At 49.7% G+C, this 13,965-nt stretch carries 14 protein-coding genes and 1 riboswitch; all 14 genes read left to right on the top strand.

Translation table 11 applies throughout. The annotated features are described in order from the left end of the window. The first annotated feature begins 130 nt into the window (after positions 1-130). The 14 genes from ON064_RS01720 (at position 131) to purD (ending at position 13,811) form a co-directional block, all read left to right on the top strand. A complete protein-coding gene (locus ON064_RS01720; protein WP_407951584.1) occupies positions 131-652 on the top strand; it encodes a DUF2179 domain-containing protein in 522 nt (173 codons plus the stop codon). After that, positions 649-837, top strand: coding sequence for an NETI motif-containing protein (locus tag ON064_RS01715; RefSeq protein ID WP_058381416.1), 189 nt, complete (start codon positions 649-651; stop codon positions 835-837). Before ON064_RS01720 ends, ON064_RS01715 begins: the two co-directional genes overlap by 4 nt. A gap of 85 nt (positions 838-922) precedes the next feature. Continuing rightward, positions 923-1,023, top strand: a riboswitch (purine riboswitch). A gap of 136 nt (positions 1,024-1,159) precedes the next feature. After that, complete coding sequence (gene purE / locus ON064_RS01710; protein ID WP_274623356.1) at positions 1,160-1,648, top strand: 5-(carboxyamino)imidazole ribonucleotide mutase; 489 nt, start codon at positions 1,160-1,162, stop codon at positions 1,646-1,648. Beyond that, complete coding sequence (purK, locus tag ON064_RS01705) at positions 1,645-2,769, top strand: 5-(carboxyamino)imidazole ribonucleotide synthase (protein WP_274623355.1); 1,125 nt, start codon at positions 1,645-1,647, stop codon at positions 2,767-2,769. Before purE ends, purK begins: the two co-directional genes overlap by 4 nt. A gap of 16 nt (positions 2,770-2,785) precedes the next feature. Further along, positions 2,786-4,081: an adenylosuccinate lyase gene (purB, locus tag ON064_RS01700; protein ID WP_274623354.1), complete on the top strand. Its 1,296-nt coding sequence runs from the start codon at positions 2,786-2,788 to the stop codon at positions 4,079-4,081. 15 nt (positions 4,082-4,096) lie between these two features. Then, a complete protein-coding gene (gene purC / locus ON064_RS01695; protein ID WP_274623353.1) occupies positions 4,097-4,810 on the top strand; it encodes a phosphoribosylaminoimidazolesuccinocarboxamide synthase in 714 nt (237 codons plus the stop codon). Continuing rightward, a complete protein-coding gene (gene purS, locus ON064_RS01690; protein WP_274623352.1) occupies positions 4,810-5,064 on the top strand; it encodes a phosphoribosylformylglycinamidine synthase subunit PurS in 255 nt (84 codons plus the stop codon). Before purC ends, purS begins: the two co-directional genes overlap by 1 nt. Further along, positions 5,061-5,744, top strand: coding sequence for a phosphoribosylformylglycinamidine synthase subunit PurQ (gene purQ, locus ON064_RS01685; protein ID WP_274623351.1), 684 nt, complete (start codon positions 5,061-5,063; stop codon positions 5,742-5,744). Before purS ends, purQ begins: the two co-directional genes overlap by 4 nt. After that, positions 5,728-7,953 carry a phosphoribosylformylglycinamidine synthase subunit PurL gene (gene purL / locus ON064_RS01680; RefSeq protein ID WP_274623350.1) on the top strand — a complete coding sequence of 742 codons (2,226 nt, stop codon included), beginning with the start codon at positions 5,728-5,730 and terminating at the stop codon, positions 7,951-7,953. The genes purQ and purL overlap by 17 nt, the downstream gene beginning before the upstream one ends. Then, positions 7,929-9,350 (top strand): amidophosphoribosyltransferase, encoded by a 1,422-nt coding sequence (gene purF, locus ON064_RS01675; RefSeq protein WP_274623349.1) that lies wholly within the window; start codon positions 7,929-7,931, stop codon positions 9,348-9,350. Before purL ends, purF begins: the two co-directional genes overlap by 25 nt. Positions 9,351-9,361: 11 nt before the next feature. Beyond that, positions 9,362-10,423: a phosphoribosylformylglycinamidine cyclo-ligase gene (purM, locus tag ON064_RS01670; protein WP_274623348.1), complete on the top strand. Its 1,062-nt coding sequence runs from the start codon at positions 9,362-9,364 to the stop codon at positions 10,421-10,423. Then, entirely contained in the window at positions 10,413-10,997 is a 585-nt protein-coding gene (gene purN / locus ON064_RS01665) for a phosphoribosylglycinamide formyltransferase (RefSeq protein ID WP_274623347.1), read from the top strand. Before purM ends, purN begins: the two co-directional genes overlap by 11 nt. An 11-nt stretch (positions 10,998-11,008) precedes the next feature. After that, positions 11,009-12,544 (top strand): bifunctional phosphoribosylaminoimidazolecarboxamide formyltransferase/IMP cyclohydrolase, encoded by a 1,536-nt coding sequence (gene purH, locus ON064_RS01660; RefSeq protein WP_274623346.1) that lies wholly within the window; start codon positions 11,009-11,011, stop codon positions 12,542-12,544. Positions 12,545-12,560: 16 nt separating this feature from the next. After that, positions 12,561-13,811 (top strand): phosphoribosylamine--glycine ligase, encoded by a 1,251-nt coding sequence (purD, locus tag ON064_RS01655; RefSeq protein WP_274623345.1) that lies wholly within the window; start codon positions 12,561-12,563, stop codon positions 13,809-13,811. Positions 13,812-13,965: the final 154 nt, after the last annotated feature.

The following is a 13,965-nucleotide window of genomic DNA, read 5'->3' as shown; positions in this document are numbered from 1 at the left end:
TTTTTTTTGTTTCATTTGCTTTTTTCACGAAACAATGCCAATTCTCTCTTGCATTCGAACTTTGATTACCCTAATATGAAATTTAATTGCGAAGGAAAGGGTGCAGAAATTGGATATTAATCCGTGGTTAATGGTTCTCATAATATTTTCAATCAATATTGTCTATGTCACTTTCTTTACCGTGCGGATGATTATGACGCTTAAAGGTTTCCGTTATTTAGCAGCGCTTGTCAGCATGATAGAAGTGGTTATATATATAGTAGGGCTTGGACTGGTATTGGATAATCTAGATCAGATTCAGAACTTAGTTGCTTATGCGATTGGCTATGGCTCTGGAGTTGTTATCGGTTCCAAAATCGAGGAGAAAATGGCGCTCGGCTATATAACAGTTAATGTTATTAGTAACCATGAAAGTGATGAGCTTCCCCAGAAGTTGCGTGAAAAAGGCTATGGAGTAACTGATTGGGAGGCAAATGGCAGAGATGGTGGACGTCAAGCCATGCAGATTTTGACTCCTCGGAAATGGGAATTAAAATTATATAAAACTATTCAGGAGATCGATCCAAAAGCTTTTATTATAGCCTATGAACCGAAAACGATTCATGGTGGATTCTGGGTAAAACAAGTGAAAAGAGGTAGATTATTTAAATGAGTAAAAAGACAATCTGGTTCGAAGTGCAGGAACACGAGACGATGGAAGACTGTCTGAACCGAATGAAACAAGAGGGTTATATGGCTGTGGGCCGTAAAGAAGAGCCCTTATTTGAAGAAATTAATGGAGAGCCTGTACCTGTCCGCCAGATTATCAAGTTTAAAGGTAATAAAATCGAAAAATAGCAGATGATGGGTAAAAAACACGAACGTTAAAAGAAGTGTTTTGGTTATCGTTCGACTTTACCATTGACGCACTTGAATCATCTTGTTATGATTAATAAGGAAACCCCATATATGCAGAGGAATTGGCCTCTGCGTCTCTACCAGGACACCGTAAATGTCCGGACTATGCGGGAAAGCAACTTATGGTACTTATAACGGAGGATGTGCTTTTTTATGCCATCACGTATGTTTTCGTTGAATCAAAGTCCTTAAGTAAACTGCTTTTCACGTCATGTGAGCAGTTTATTTGAGGGCTTTTTACTTTTGAAAGAGAGGTTATTGAATGAATCCGCGAATCGGCATTATTATGGGAAGCTCGAGTGATTGGGAAACGATGAAACATGCTTGCGATGTGCTGGATGAACTAGAGATCGGCTATGAAAAAAAGGTGATCTCAGCCCATCGGACGCCTGATCTTATGTTCAGCTATGCGGAAGAGGCACGCGCTAAAGGCTTGCATGTCATTATTGCAGGAGCTGGCGGCGCTGCTCATCTGCCGGGGATGGTGGCGGCAAAAACGACTTTGCCGGTCATCGGTGTTCCGGTGCAGTCAAAAGCATTAAATGGAATGGATTCCTTATTGTCGATCGTTCAAATGCCTGGCGGCGTGCCGGTTGCAACTGTTGCGATTGGGAAAGCCGGCGCGATCAATGCGGGTCTCCTGGCAGCACAGATTCTTGGAACAGTTGATAATGATGCAGTACGTGCTTTGGAAGAACGGCGCAAACGGACTGCAGAAGCTGTGTTGGAAAGTTCGGGTGATTTAGTATGACGAGAACAATTTTACCGGGTCAAACGATCGGAATTATCGGCGGAGGGCAATTGGGCCGCATGATGACGTTAGCTGCGAAGGAAGCGGGTTTTAAAATCGCCGTCTTGGATCCAGGTATGGACTCCCCGACCGGGCAAGTGGCAGATATCCAGATTGTTGCGCCATTTAATGACGCACAAGCTTTAGAAGAGTTGGCGGAAGTAAGTGACGTCATCACGTATGAGTTCGAAAATATTGACGTGGAAGGGCTTCGTCATTTATCGGAGATCGCCTATGTGCCTCAAGGGGCAGAGCTGATTGGGATTACACAAAACCGGATTTTTGAAAAGCAGGCCATCAGGAAGGCTGGAGTGCCGGTAGCGGATTATATAGAAGCTTCTACCTTCAGCGAGTTGAAAGAGCAGATTGGCCAGCTGGAATATCCATTTGTCGTTAAAACGGCTAGAGGCGGTTATGACGGCAAAGGCCAGCAAATTGTAGAAAACGAAAAGCAATTAGCAGATGCTGAGCCTTTGTTCCAAAATGGGGATTGTGTAGCGGAGGCGTTTGTAGATTTTATAATGGAGATATCCGTTGTGATTCAGCGCAATACGCTAGGTGAAACGGCACTGTTGCCGATTGGCGAGAATGTCCATAAACACCATATTTTGCACCAAACCATTGTTCCTGCACGGGTGAGTGAAGAGACGCTGGTTAAAGCGAAACAGGCTGCGGAAGCGATTGCCGAACATCTGCAAATGATCGGAACTTTAGCTGTTGAAATGTTCGTTTTGCCGGATGGAGAAATCATGGTAAACGAACTGGCTCCGCGCCCTCATAACTCAGGGCATTATTCAATCGAAGCAACGAATATTTCGCAGTTTCATCAGCATATCCGCGCCATTTGCGGCTGGCCGCTGCGTGAGCCAAAGCTGTGGAGCCCTGCTGTCATGGTGAATGTACTGGGTGAGCATGTAGCGCCGCTCACAACGAAAATTGCGCATTATCCGGACTGGTCGATTCATTTATACGGCAAGGACGAAGCAAAACATAAACGCAAAATGGGGCATGTGACCATTTTGACGGAAGACATAGATCGAACATTAAACGAAATCGACGCATCCGGCATTTGGCCGGAATAATTGGAGGATATAGATTATGATCGCACGTTATACACGCCCGGAGATGGGTGCCATTTGGACAGAAGAAAACAAATACCAAGCATGGTTGGAAGTAGAAATCCTTGCATGTGAAGCTTGGGCAGAAATCGGCGATATCCCAAAAGAAGACGTGGCGAAAATCCGTGAGAATGCAGGGTTTTCAGTCGACCGTATCTTAGAGATTGAAGAAGAGACACGCCACGATGTCGTTGCCTTTACGCGTGCGGTTTCCGAGACACTTGGGGAAGAGCGCAAATGGGTGCATTACGGATTGACGTCAACAGACGTTGTCGATACGGCACTTTCTTATCTGTTGAAGCAGGCGAATGAAATCCTGCGCAAAGATTTGACGAACTTCATCGATATTTTAGCGGTGAAAGCGAAAGAGCATAAAATGACGGTCATGATGGGCCGTACACACGGTGTCCACGCAGAGCCGACGACATTCGGTTTGAAACTCGCGCTTTGGCACGAGGAAATGAAACGCAACCTGGAGCGTTTTGAAGCGGCAGCGAAATCGATCGAAACGGGCAAAATGTCCGGTGCGGTTGGAACGTACGCGAATATCGACCCGTTTGTTGAAGAATATGTATGCAAAAACTTAGGAATCGCTGCATCGCGCATTTCCACACAGACTTTGCAGCGCGACCGCCATGCACAGTATATGAGCACGCTGGCTTTGATCGCATCATCCATCGAGAAATTCGCGACGGAAATCCGTGGTTTGCAGAAATCCGAAACCCGTGAAGTTGAAGAGTTTTTCGCGAAAGGGCAAAAGGGATCATCGGCAATGCCGCATAAACGCAACCCGATCGGTTCTGAAAATATGACTGGCCTTGCACGCTTGATCCGTGGGTATATGATGACGGCTTATGAAAACGTCTCACTATGGCACGAACGCGATATCTCACATTCATCTGCAGAACGTGTCATCTTGCCGGATGCAACGATTGCTTTGAACTATATGCTTAACCGTTTTGGCAATATCGTCAAAAACTTGACGGTGTTCCCGGAGAACATGAAGCGCAATATGGATTCGACTCTTGGATTGATTTATTCGCAGCGCGTACTGCTGACGTTGATCGACAAAGGCATGGCACGTGAAGCGGCATACGATACCGTGCAGCCTTGCGCGATGGAAGCATGGGAAACGCAGACTTCGTTCCGTAAAGTCGTGGAAGCGAACGAGACGATCACTTCTCAGCTGACGAAAGAAGAGCTGGACGATTGCTTTGATTACAACCACCACTTGCAGCAAGTCGATATGATCTTCAACCGTCTCGAATTAAATTAAACGGAGGCATCAATCATGGAAAAAGCTCAGCTATTGTACGAAGGAAAAGCGAAGCGTCTGTATAAAACGGACGAGCAAGGCATTCTTTGGGTGGAATACAAAGATTCCGCCACTGCGTTCAACGGAGAGAAGAAAGAAGAGATTTCAGGCAAAGGGCGCTTGAACAATCAAATCACCTCTTTGCTGTTTGAGAAATTAAAAGCAAATGGCATCGCTTCCCATTTTGTGAAGCAGTTGTCTGATAGCGAGCAATTGGTGCGCGAAGTGAGCATCGTACCTATCGAAGTCGTCGTCCGCAATATCGTCGCCGGCAGCATGGCGAAACGACTTGGGCTCGAAGAAGGCAAAGAGATCGAAAAGCCGGTCGTGGAGTTTTACTTGAAAGACGATGAGCTGGGCGATCCGTTGATTACGGATGATCATGTCGCCATGCTTGAACTTGCGACAGAGCAGGAAGTGGCGGTCTTGAAAGACAAAGCGCGGAAGATCAATGGTGTGTTGATCGGCTTTTTCCACGATATCGGTGTCGATTTAGTTGATTTTAAAATCGAATTCGGCCGTGATGAAAACGGTGAAATTTTGTTGGCTGATGAAATTTCACCGGACACATGTAGGCTCTGGGACAAAGAAACAAAACAAAAACTCGATAAAGATGTATTTCGCCGCAATCTTGGCAACTTGACCGATGCTTATGAACTCATTTTATCTCGACTGGGAGGACAAAACTGATGAAAAAAGTAAAAGTGTATGTGACATTGCGTGAAAGTGTACTTGATCCACAAGGTTCTGCTGTGATGGGATCGCTCCATAAGATGGGGTATGACGAAGTTCAGGATGTACGGATCGGCAAATATTTGGAACTTGTCATTGGAGAAAGTGAGCGCGACGTAGATGCTTTAGTTGATGAACTTTGCAACCGGATGCTTGCGAATACGGTGATTGAAGATTACAGGTACGAAATCGAGGAGGTTGTCTCACAATGAAGTTCGCAGTGATTGTTTTCCCAGGATCGAATTGTGACTTGGACATGTACCACGCCATTAAGGATGAACTCGGAGAAGAAGCGGAATACGTCTGGCATGATACTCATGACTTAAGCGGCTATGACGGAATCTTGCTTCCTGGCGGCTTTTCATACGGTGATTATTTGCGCGCAGGAGCGATTGCACGTTTTTCAGGCGTCATGGACGAAGTGCGAAAAGCAGCCGAAGACGGCAAGCCAGTTCTCGGCATCTGCAACGGATTTCAAATTCTAACAGAAGCTGGATTGCTTCCGGGGATGCTAATGCGCAATAAAGACTTGAAATTCACTTGCCGCACAGTCAGCTTGAAAGTAGAGAACGCCCACACTTTGTTCACGAATGAATACAAAGAAGGCGAAGAAATCCGCATTCCAGTCGCTCACGGGGAAGGCAATTATTATTGCGACGATGCGACATACCAGCATTTGAAAGACAATAACCAAATCGTTTTCACATATGCAGAAGATTTCAACGGCAGCCGTAATAATATTGCGGGCATCATCAACGACCGAGGAAACGTGCTCGGCATGATGCCGCATCCGGAACGCGCCGTTTCCGACTTGATCGGCGGAACGGACGGCTTGCCATTATTCAGATCAATCGTCAAACAGTGGAGGGAATCACATGTCAGTCACGCTTGAGCCGAACACACAACAGATCAAAGAACAGAAAATCTACCAGCAGATGGGCTTATCGGATGCTGAATTTAAAATGGTGGAAGACATCCTTGGCAGAACGCCGAATTATACGGAGACCGGTTTGTTTTCTGTCATGTGGTCTGAGCATTGTTCTTATAAAAACTCCAAGCCGGTATTGTCTAAATTCCCAACCCAAGGCGACCATGTGTTGCAAGGACCAGGGGAAGGCGCGGGCATCGTCGATATCGGCGACGGCCAGGCAGCTGTATTCAAAATGGAATCCCATAACCATCCGTCTGCAATCGAACCTTACCAAGGAGCGGCAACAGGCGTCGGCGGCATCATCCGCGACGTTTTCTCGATGGGCGCTCGTCCGATCGCACTGTTGAACTCTTTGCGTTTCGGGGAACTTGAAACACCGCGCGTCAAATATTTATTCGAGGAAGTGGTCGCAGGCATCGCTGGTTACGGCAATTGCATCGGCATTCCGACGGTCGGAGGCGAAGTGCAATTTGATGCATCGTATGATGGCAACCCGCTTGTCAATGCCATGTGCGTCGGCTTAATCGACCATAAAGATATCCAAAAAGGCGTCGCTAAAGGAACCGGCAACCCGGTCATGTACGTCGGCGCTAAAACAGGCCGCGACGGCATCCACGGCGCGACCTTCGCTTCAGAAGAGTTAACGGACGCATCCGATGAAAAACGCCCGGCTGTTCAAGTGGGGGACCCGTTCATGGAGAAATTGCTTCTTGAGGCATGCCTTGAACTCGTGAAATCCGATGCACTCATCGGCATCCAGGATATGGGTGCTGCAGGACTCACTTCATCTTCAGCGGAAATGGCGTCGAAAGCCGGATCTGGCATCGAGATGGATTTGGATCATGTACCGCAACGCGAAACGGGCATGACGGCTTACGAAATGATGCTGTCGGAATCACAGGAACGCATGCTGATCGTTGTCAAACAAGGGCGCGAACCGGAAATCGTCGAGCTGTTCGAAAAATACGGCCTGGATGCCGTGACAGTCGGACGGGTAACGGACGATTCCACATTGCGCTTGAAGCATAAAGGCGAAATCGTTGCGGAAGTGCCGGTCGACGCACTGGCAGAAGATGCGCCGGTCTATCACCAAAAATCGAGCGTGCCGGAATATTACCGCGAATTCCAAAGCTTGCCGAACGAAGAGCCGGAAGTGGAAGACCATCAGGCAACCTTGGTTTCATTATTGAAGCAGCCGACTATCGCTTCGAAAGAATGGGTTTATAATCAATACGATCACCAAGTGCGTACTAGCACAGTCGTCTCACCTGGCTCTGACGCAGCAGTCATCCGTGTGCGCGGAACGAATAAAGGCCTTGCGATGACAACGGATTGCAACTCTCGTTATATTTACCTTGACCCAGAAACAGGCGGCAAGATCGCTGTCGCAGAAGCGGCGCGTAACGTCGTCGTCTCAGGCGGGCGCCCGCTTGCGATCACCGATTGCCTGAACTTCGGCAACCCGGAAAAACCTGAGATTTTCTGGCAGCTTGAAAAAGCGGCTGACGGCATGTCGGCAGCTTGCCTTCAATTGAACGCACCAGTTATTGGCGGAAACGTCTCTTTATATAATGAAACAAACGGCACAGCGATTTATCCGACGCCGACGATCGGGCTTGTCGGGCTTGTCGAAGATTTGAAGCATGTCACGACGCAAGATGCGAAAAAGCAAGGCGATTTCGTCTATCTTGTCGGCGGCAGCATGACAGAATTCGGCGGCAGCGAATTGCAGAAAATGGTAGAAGGCCGTATTTTCGGAAAAGCGCCATCTATCGATTTGGACGTCGAAGCACAACGCCAATCCGCTATCCTTTCTGCCATTCAGCAAGGTTTAGTTCAGTCGGCTCATGACGTAGCGGAAGGCGGCGTCGCTGTCGCTTTGGCTGAGAAGACTTTCGGCAACGGGCTTGGCGTAGACGTAAACCTTGCCGGTTCCAAGACGACCGCTTTATTCAGTGAAACACAATCGCGCTTTTTGCTCACGGTATCGCCTGAGCAAGCACAAGCATTCGAGGATATAGTGAAAGATGCACGGAAAATCGGTGAAGTCACGGGTGATCGCATGATCGTCAAAGGGGAAGACGGAGCCGTCTGGATCGATGAATCGGTCGAAACGCTCCGCTCCGCCTGGAAAGGGGCTATACCATGCTTGCTGAAATCAGAGGCTTAAACGAAGAATGCGGGATTTTTGGCATTTGGGGCCACACCAACGCAGCGCAACTTACGTATTATGGGCTTCATGCTTTGCAGCACCGCGGCCAAGAAGGCGCAGGAATCGTTTCGACTGATGGAGAGGCTTTACGCGCATTAAAAGGTGAAGGCATGGTCAGTGAAGTGTTCACTCCAGAGAAATTGGAGAAGATCACCGGTACTGCTGCCATCGGACATGTCCGCTATGCAACAGCAGGCGGCAGCGGCATTGAAAATGTCCAGCCTTTGCTGTTCAATTCGACGACAGGAAGCCTGGCAATTTCGCATAACGGCAATTTGGTCAACGCGACGCAATTAAAAGGGCATTTGGAGCGCCAAGGCAGCATCTTCCAAACGACATCGGATACGGAAGTGCTCGCACACTTGATCAAGCGCAGCGGTTATGAAAGCTTTGAAGAAAAAGCGAAAAATGCCTTGTCTCTATTGAAAGGCGCGTTTGCATGCTTGGTCTTGACGGAAGAGGCCATGTTTGTGGCGCTCGACCCGAACGGCTTGCGTCCCTTATCCATTGGGAAAATGGGGGATGCTTGGGTTGTCGCTTCTGAAACTTGCGCATTCGATATTGTCGGCGCAGAGTTTGTGCATTCTGTCGAACCAGGTGAATTCTTGATTATCAACGATGATGGCATGCGCAAGGAACGTTTTGCGTATCCAGAAGAGCGCTCGATCTGTACGATGGAGTATGTCTATTTCTCCCGTCCGGACTCGGATATCGATGGCATCAATATCCATTCGGCGAGAAAACGTCTCGGCAAGCAATTGGCAAAAGAAGTCCACATCGAAGCGGACGTTGTCACGGGTGTGCCGGATTCCAGTATTTCCGCAGCGATCGGTTTTTCTGAGCAAAGCGGGATTCCGTACGAACTCGGGTTGATCAAAAACCGTTACGTAGGACGGACGTTCATCCAACCTTCACAGGAAATGCGCGAGCGCGGCGTCAAGATGAAGCTGTCTCCAGTGCGCCAAGTTGTCAACGGCAAACGCGTCGTCATGGTTGATGACTCAATTGTGCGCGGCACCACTTCCCGCCGCATCGTCGCTTTATTGAAAGAAGCAGGCGCGACGGAAGTTCACGTCGTCATCAGCTCGCCGCCGATCAAGAACCCTTGTTTTTACGGCATCGATATCAGCACATCCGGCGAGTTGATCGCCGCGAACAATACAGTAGAAGAAATGCGTGAAATCATCGGTGCAGATTCGCTGACGTTTTTGTCGGTCGATGGCATGGTCCAAAACATCGGACGCACCGACCCAGGCTCGAAATGCGGCCATTGCTTGGCGTGTTTCACTGGCGAATATCCAACGAATATCTACCCGGATACCGTCTTGCCGCATGAAAAAGAAAAAGTGAAATAGGGGGAACCGAAGTGTCTAAAGCGTATGAAAAAGCAGGCGTCAATATCGAAGCGGGCTATGAAGCTGTCAAGCGGATGAAATCCCATGTCGAACGCACCGCGCGTACAGGAATGCTGGGTGCATTCGGCGGGTTCGGCGGCATGTTCGATTTGTCCGAGCTGAATTTGAAACAACCGGTTCTCGTTTCCGGAACAGACGGTGTCGGCACGAAGCTGAAACTGGCTTTCATGGCGGATAAGCACGATACGATCGGTGTCGATTGCGTCGCGATGTGCGTCAACGATATCGTTGCACAAGGTGCGGAACCTTTGTTTTTCCTCGATTATATTGCTTGCGGCAAAGCGGTTCCTGAAAAGATCGAACAAATCGTCAAAGGCGTTGCCGATGGCTGCGTAGATGCAGGCGCGGCATTGATCGGCGGAGAAACGGCTGAAATGCCGGGGCTTTATGATGAGAATGAATACGACATCGCCGGCTTTGCGGTCGGTGCTGCCGAGAAAGCAGATATCGTGACAGGCGAGCGCATCCAAGCGGGCGATGTCTTGGTGGGGCTTGCTTCAAGCGGCATCCACTCGAATGGCTATTCGCTCGTCCGCCATATTTTATTCGGCGACCAGGAAGGTTCGTTGGACGAGAAAGTAGCGGGCTTTGAAGAGCTCGGCACACTCGAATCCTTGCTGCTCGAGCCGACGAAAATTTATGCTAAGACTGTCCAATCGATCCGCAAACAGGCGGACGTCCACGGCATGGCGCATATCACGGGCGGCGGGTTTATCGAAAACTTGCCGCGCATGATGCCTGATGGGCTAGGTGTCGAGATCGATCTTGGCTCGTGGCCGGTGCTTCCGGTATTCGACCTATTGAAAGCAAAAGGCGAACTGGCAGACCGTGATCTGTATTCCGTGTTCAATATGGGCATCGGATTTGCAGTGGCCGTTTCTGAAGCGGATGCAAAACAAGCGATCCAGGCAGCAGAAGCGAGTGGAGACAAAGCCTATGTGATCGGTAAAGTGACAGAGATCGAGGGTGTCCAGTTCCAAGGCAGTCAGGACGGGACTTTACATGAAAAATAGAACAAAAATGGCCGTTTTCGCTTCTGGAAACGGCTCTAATTTTCAAGCGCTTTACGAAGCAACTCAAGACGGGCGTCTCGATGCGGACATCGTTTTGGTCGTGGCGGATAAGCCGTCCGCGTTTGTGTTGGAACGGGCGAAGCAAGCAGGAGTACCGGCATTTTCATTTACACCGCGTGAGTATGCGTCCAAACAGGCATATGAATCGATGCTGGTGGAAAAATTAGCTGGAGCGGGTGTCGAATGGCTCGTGCTGGCTGGGTTTATGCGGTTGGTCGGACCTGTTTTGCTTGGGGCTTATGAAAACCGCATCGTCAATATCCACCCATCGGTACTGCCGGCGTTTCCGGGTAAAGACGCAATCGGACAGACGCTAGAAGCCGGGGCAAAAGAGGCTGGAGTCACCGTACATTTTGTCGATGAAGGCATGGACACGGGAGCGATCATCGCACAGCGCTCGTTTCCTGTAGACGGCGCGGATCGTGAGACAGTGGAACGCAAAATCCATGAAATCGAGCACCAATTATACCCTGAGAGTTTGCAGCAATTATTCAGCCGGCAGCAGTCGGTCTAGGAGGTCCATGAATGAAAAGAAGAGCATTGATGAGCGTATCGGACAAATCCGGCATTTTGGAGTTTGCCCGTGAACTAGTAAGAATGGATGTAGAAATCTTATCGACAGGCGGCACGCGCAAGCATTTGGAAGACAATGGCGTTCCGACGACAGCAGTCGACGAAGTGACCGGGTTCCCTGAAATCCTCGGGGGACGCGTGAAAACTTTGCATCCGCTGATCCATGGCGGTTTGCTCGCGAAACACGACGATAGCGAACACCAGCAGCAAATGAACGATAACGGCATCGCACCGATCGAATTTGTCTGCGTCAATTTGTACCCATTCCGCGAAACGATTTCAAAAGCGGATGTGACAGTTGATGATGCCATTGAAAACATCGATATCGGCGGCCCGACAATGCTGCGTTCGGCAGCGAAAAACCATGCTTACGTGACGGTCATCGTCGATTCAGGCGATTACGAAGCGGTGCTTGCAGAACTGCACGAGCAGCAAACAACGAGCCCTGAGCTGCGCCGGAAACTCGCAGCGAAAGTATTCCGCCATACCGCGGCGTATGATGCCTATATTTCCAACTACTTAACGGAACTGACGGATGAACAATATCCGGAGCAGTTGACCCTTACATATGAATTGTCCCAAGCGCTGCGCTACGGGGAAAACCCGCACCAGAAAGCAGCGTTTTATAAGAGCGCGCTCGGTTCGGATTTCTCAATCGCACATGCCACGCAATTGCACGGCAAAGAGCTTTCCTATAACAATATCCAAGACGCCAATGCTGCGCTGCAGATCATCAAGGAATTCACGATGCCGGCAAGTGTCGCAGTGAAGCATATGAACCCGTGCGGCGTCGGGACCGGTGCTACGCTTTCTGAATCGTTCAAGAAAGCGTATGAAGCGGACTCGACATCGATCTTCGGGGGCATCGTCGCCTTGAACCGCGAAGTCGACCTCGAGACAGCTGAGCAATTGTCGCAGATTTTCCTTGAAATCGTCATTGCGCCATCGTTCACGGAAGATGCACTTGCAGAACTCGGTAAAAAGAAAAACATCCGTTTGTTGACGGTGCCGTTTGAAACGAAACGCCGCGACAAATGGAATACGGTGACAGTCGAAGGCGGATTGCTCGTCCAGGAGCCGGATACATTCGGCTATGGGGATGCAGATATCCGTGTCGTGACGGAAAGACAGCCGACAGAACAAGAACTCGAAGCCTTGAAACTTGGCTGGAGTGTTGTGAAACATGTTAAATCGAATGCCATTGTCGTGTGTGATGAGTCGATGACGTTAGGCGTTGGTGCAGGACAGATGAACCGCGTTGGGGCAGCCGCCATTGCACTTGAGCAGGCAGCTGACAAAGCGCAAGGCGCAGCGATGGCATCGGACGCTTTCTTCCCGATGGCTGACACGGTAGAAGCAGCAGCGAAAGCCGGCATCAAAGCGATCATCCAGCCGGGCGGTTCGAAAAAAGACCAGGAGTCGATCGATGCGGCGAATGCGCACGGCATCGCGATGGTCTTCACAGGCGTCCGCCATTTCAAACATTAATCGGAGGTGCACGGCTATGAACGTATTGGTTATCGGCAAAGGTGGGCGTGAACACGCGCTTGCTCATCAATTCGCCATCTCGCCATCGGTCGCGAAAGTTTATGTGGCCCCCGGCAATGACGGCATGGAACAAGATGCACAGCTCGTTGATATCAACGAGACGGATTTTGCAGCTTTGGCAGCATTCGCGAAGGACAATGAGATCGAGTTTACATTCGTCGGGCCGGAACAGCCGCTGTCAGAAGGTATCGTCGATTTCTTTGAAGACCGCGGCTTGAAGATCTTCGGGCCGAACAAAGCGGCGGCGCGCATCGAGGGCAGCAAAGCGTTCGCTAAGGAATTGATGAAGAAATACGCGATTCCGACCGCAGCTTATGAAAGTTTTTCAGATACTGAGGCAGCTATAAAGTACATCAAGCAACAAGGCGCGCCGATCGTCATCAAGGCGGATGGGCTCGCAGCCGGAAAAGGCGTCGTCGTGGCATTAAGCGAACAAGAAGCAATCGAGGCCGTAAAGGACATGCTCGATGGCCAAAAATTCGGCGACTCGGGATCGACTGTCGTTATCGAGGAATTTTTGGACGGCGAGGAATTTTCCTTTATGTCCTTCGTCCAAGATGGCAAGATCTACCCGATGGTTATCTCACAAGACCATAAGCGTGCGTTTGATGGCGACAAGGGGCCGAATACGGGCGGCATGGGTGCTTACTCGCCGGTGCCGCAGATTTCGGAATCGGTCGTCGAGGAGACTTTCGCGAAAATTGTCCGCCCGACGGTAGAGGCAATGAGCAGTGAAGGCACACCATTTAACGGTATTTTATATGCCGGCATCATCTTGACGGCCAAGGGCCCGAAAGTGATCGAATTCAATGCGCGTTTCGGAGACCCGGAAACGCAAGTGGTCTTGCCGCGCCTGAAAACCGACCTTGGCGCGTTTATTTCGACCATTCTGGACGGTGAAGAAATGGAGCTTGAATGGGATGAACGCCCTGTGCTCGGTGTCGTCATTGCAGCGGACGGCTATCCGGGAACTGTGGAAAAAGGGGCGGCCTTGCCAGAACTGGATGAATTATCGGATGTAACCGTCACCCACGCCGGCACGAAACGCTCCGAAGGCCGCTTCACTGCTAACGGTGGCCGGGTGCTGCTTGTCGCAGGCAGTGGGGAAACGTTGAAAGATGCCCAGTCTACCGTCTATCAAGCACTCGGTAAATTGGAGTGGGACGGTTTCTTTTACCGCACAGATATCGGTTGGCGTGCAATCTAAGTGAATAGTTGCTATAATAGAATGACACAATTTCGTCACGAAGCTGTGTCATTTATTTATGCGGCCCCTTGCCGCAGAGGATTTTCAAAAGCCCACTTTTACCTCTTTTATTAAACTCCAATTTTTACCCATCACTACCCCGGAACTAACAAAA

This window comes from Planococcus sp. A6, from assembly GCF_028823615.1.
GTDB lineage: Bacteria > Bacillota > Bacilli > Bacillales_A > Planococcaceae > Planococcus.
Note: the sequence above shows the minus strand (reverse complement) of the source record. Positions and strands in the feature narration are given on the sequence as shown.

Bases quoted from the DNA above. Each gene is read 5' to 3' on its own strand.
- purF (WP_274623349.1), top strand. From the start codon at position 7,929: ATGCTTGCTGAAATCAGAGGCTTAAACGAAGAATGCGGGATTTTTGGC.
- ON064_RS01720 (WP_407951584.1), top strand. From the start codon at position 131: ATGGTTCTCATAATATTTTCAATCAATATTGTCTATGTCACTTTCTTT.
- purK (WP_274623355.1), top strand. From the start codon at position 1,645: ATGACGAGAACAATTTTACCGGGTCAAACGATCGGAATTATCGGCGGA.
- purD (WP_274623345.1), top strand. From the start codon at position 12,561: ATGAACGTATTGGTTATCGGCAAAGGTGGGCGTGAACACGCGCTTGCT.
- purL (WP_274623350.1), top strand. From the start codon at position 5,728: ATGTCAGTCACGCTTGAGCCGAACACACAACAGATCAAAGAACAGAAA.
- purS (WP_274623352.1), top strand. From the start codon at position 4,810: ATGAAAAAAGTAAAAGTGTATGTGACATTGCGTGAAAGTGTACTTGAT.
- ON064_RS01715 (WP_058381416.1), top strand. From the start codon at position 649: ATGAGTAAAAAGACAATCTGGTTCGAAGTGCAGGAACACGAGACGATG.
- purN (WP_274623347.1), top strand. From the start codon at position 10,413: ATGAAAAATAGAACAAAAATGGCCGTTTTCGCTTCTGGAAACGGCTCT.
- purE (WP_274623356.1), top strand. From the start codon at position 1,160: ATGAATCCGCGAATCGGCATTATTATGGGAAGCTCGAGTGATTGGGAA.
- purH (WP_274623346.1), top strand. From the start codon at position 11,009: ATGAAAAGAAGAGCATTGATGAGCGTATCGGACAAATCCGGCATTTTG.
- purB (WP_274623354.1), top strand. From the start codon at position 2,786: ATGATCGCACGTTATACACGCCCGGAGATGGGTGCCATTTGGACAGAA.
- purC (WP_274623353.1), top strand. From the start codon at position 4,097: ATGGAAAAAGCTCAGCTATTGTACGAAGGAAAAGCGAAGCGTCTGTAT.
- purQ (WP_274623351.1), top strand. From the start codon at position 5,061: ATGAAGTTCGCAGTGATTGTTTTCCCAGGATCGAATTGTGACTTGGAC.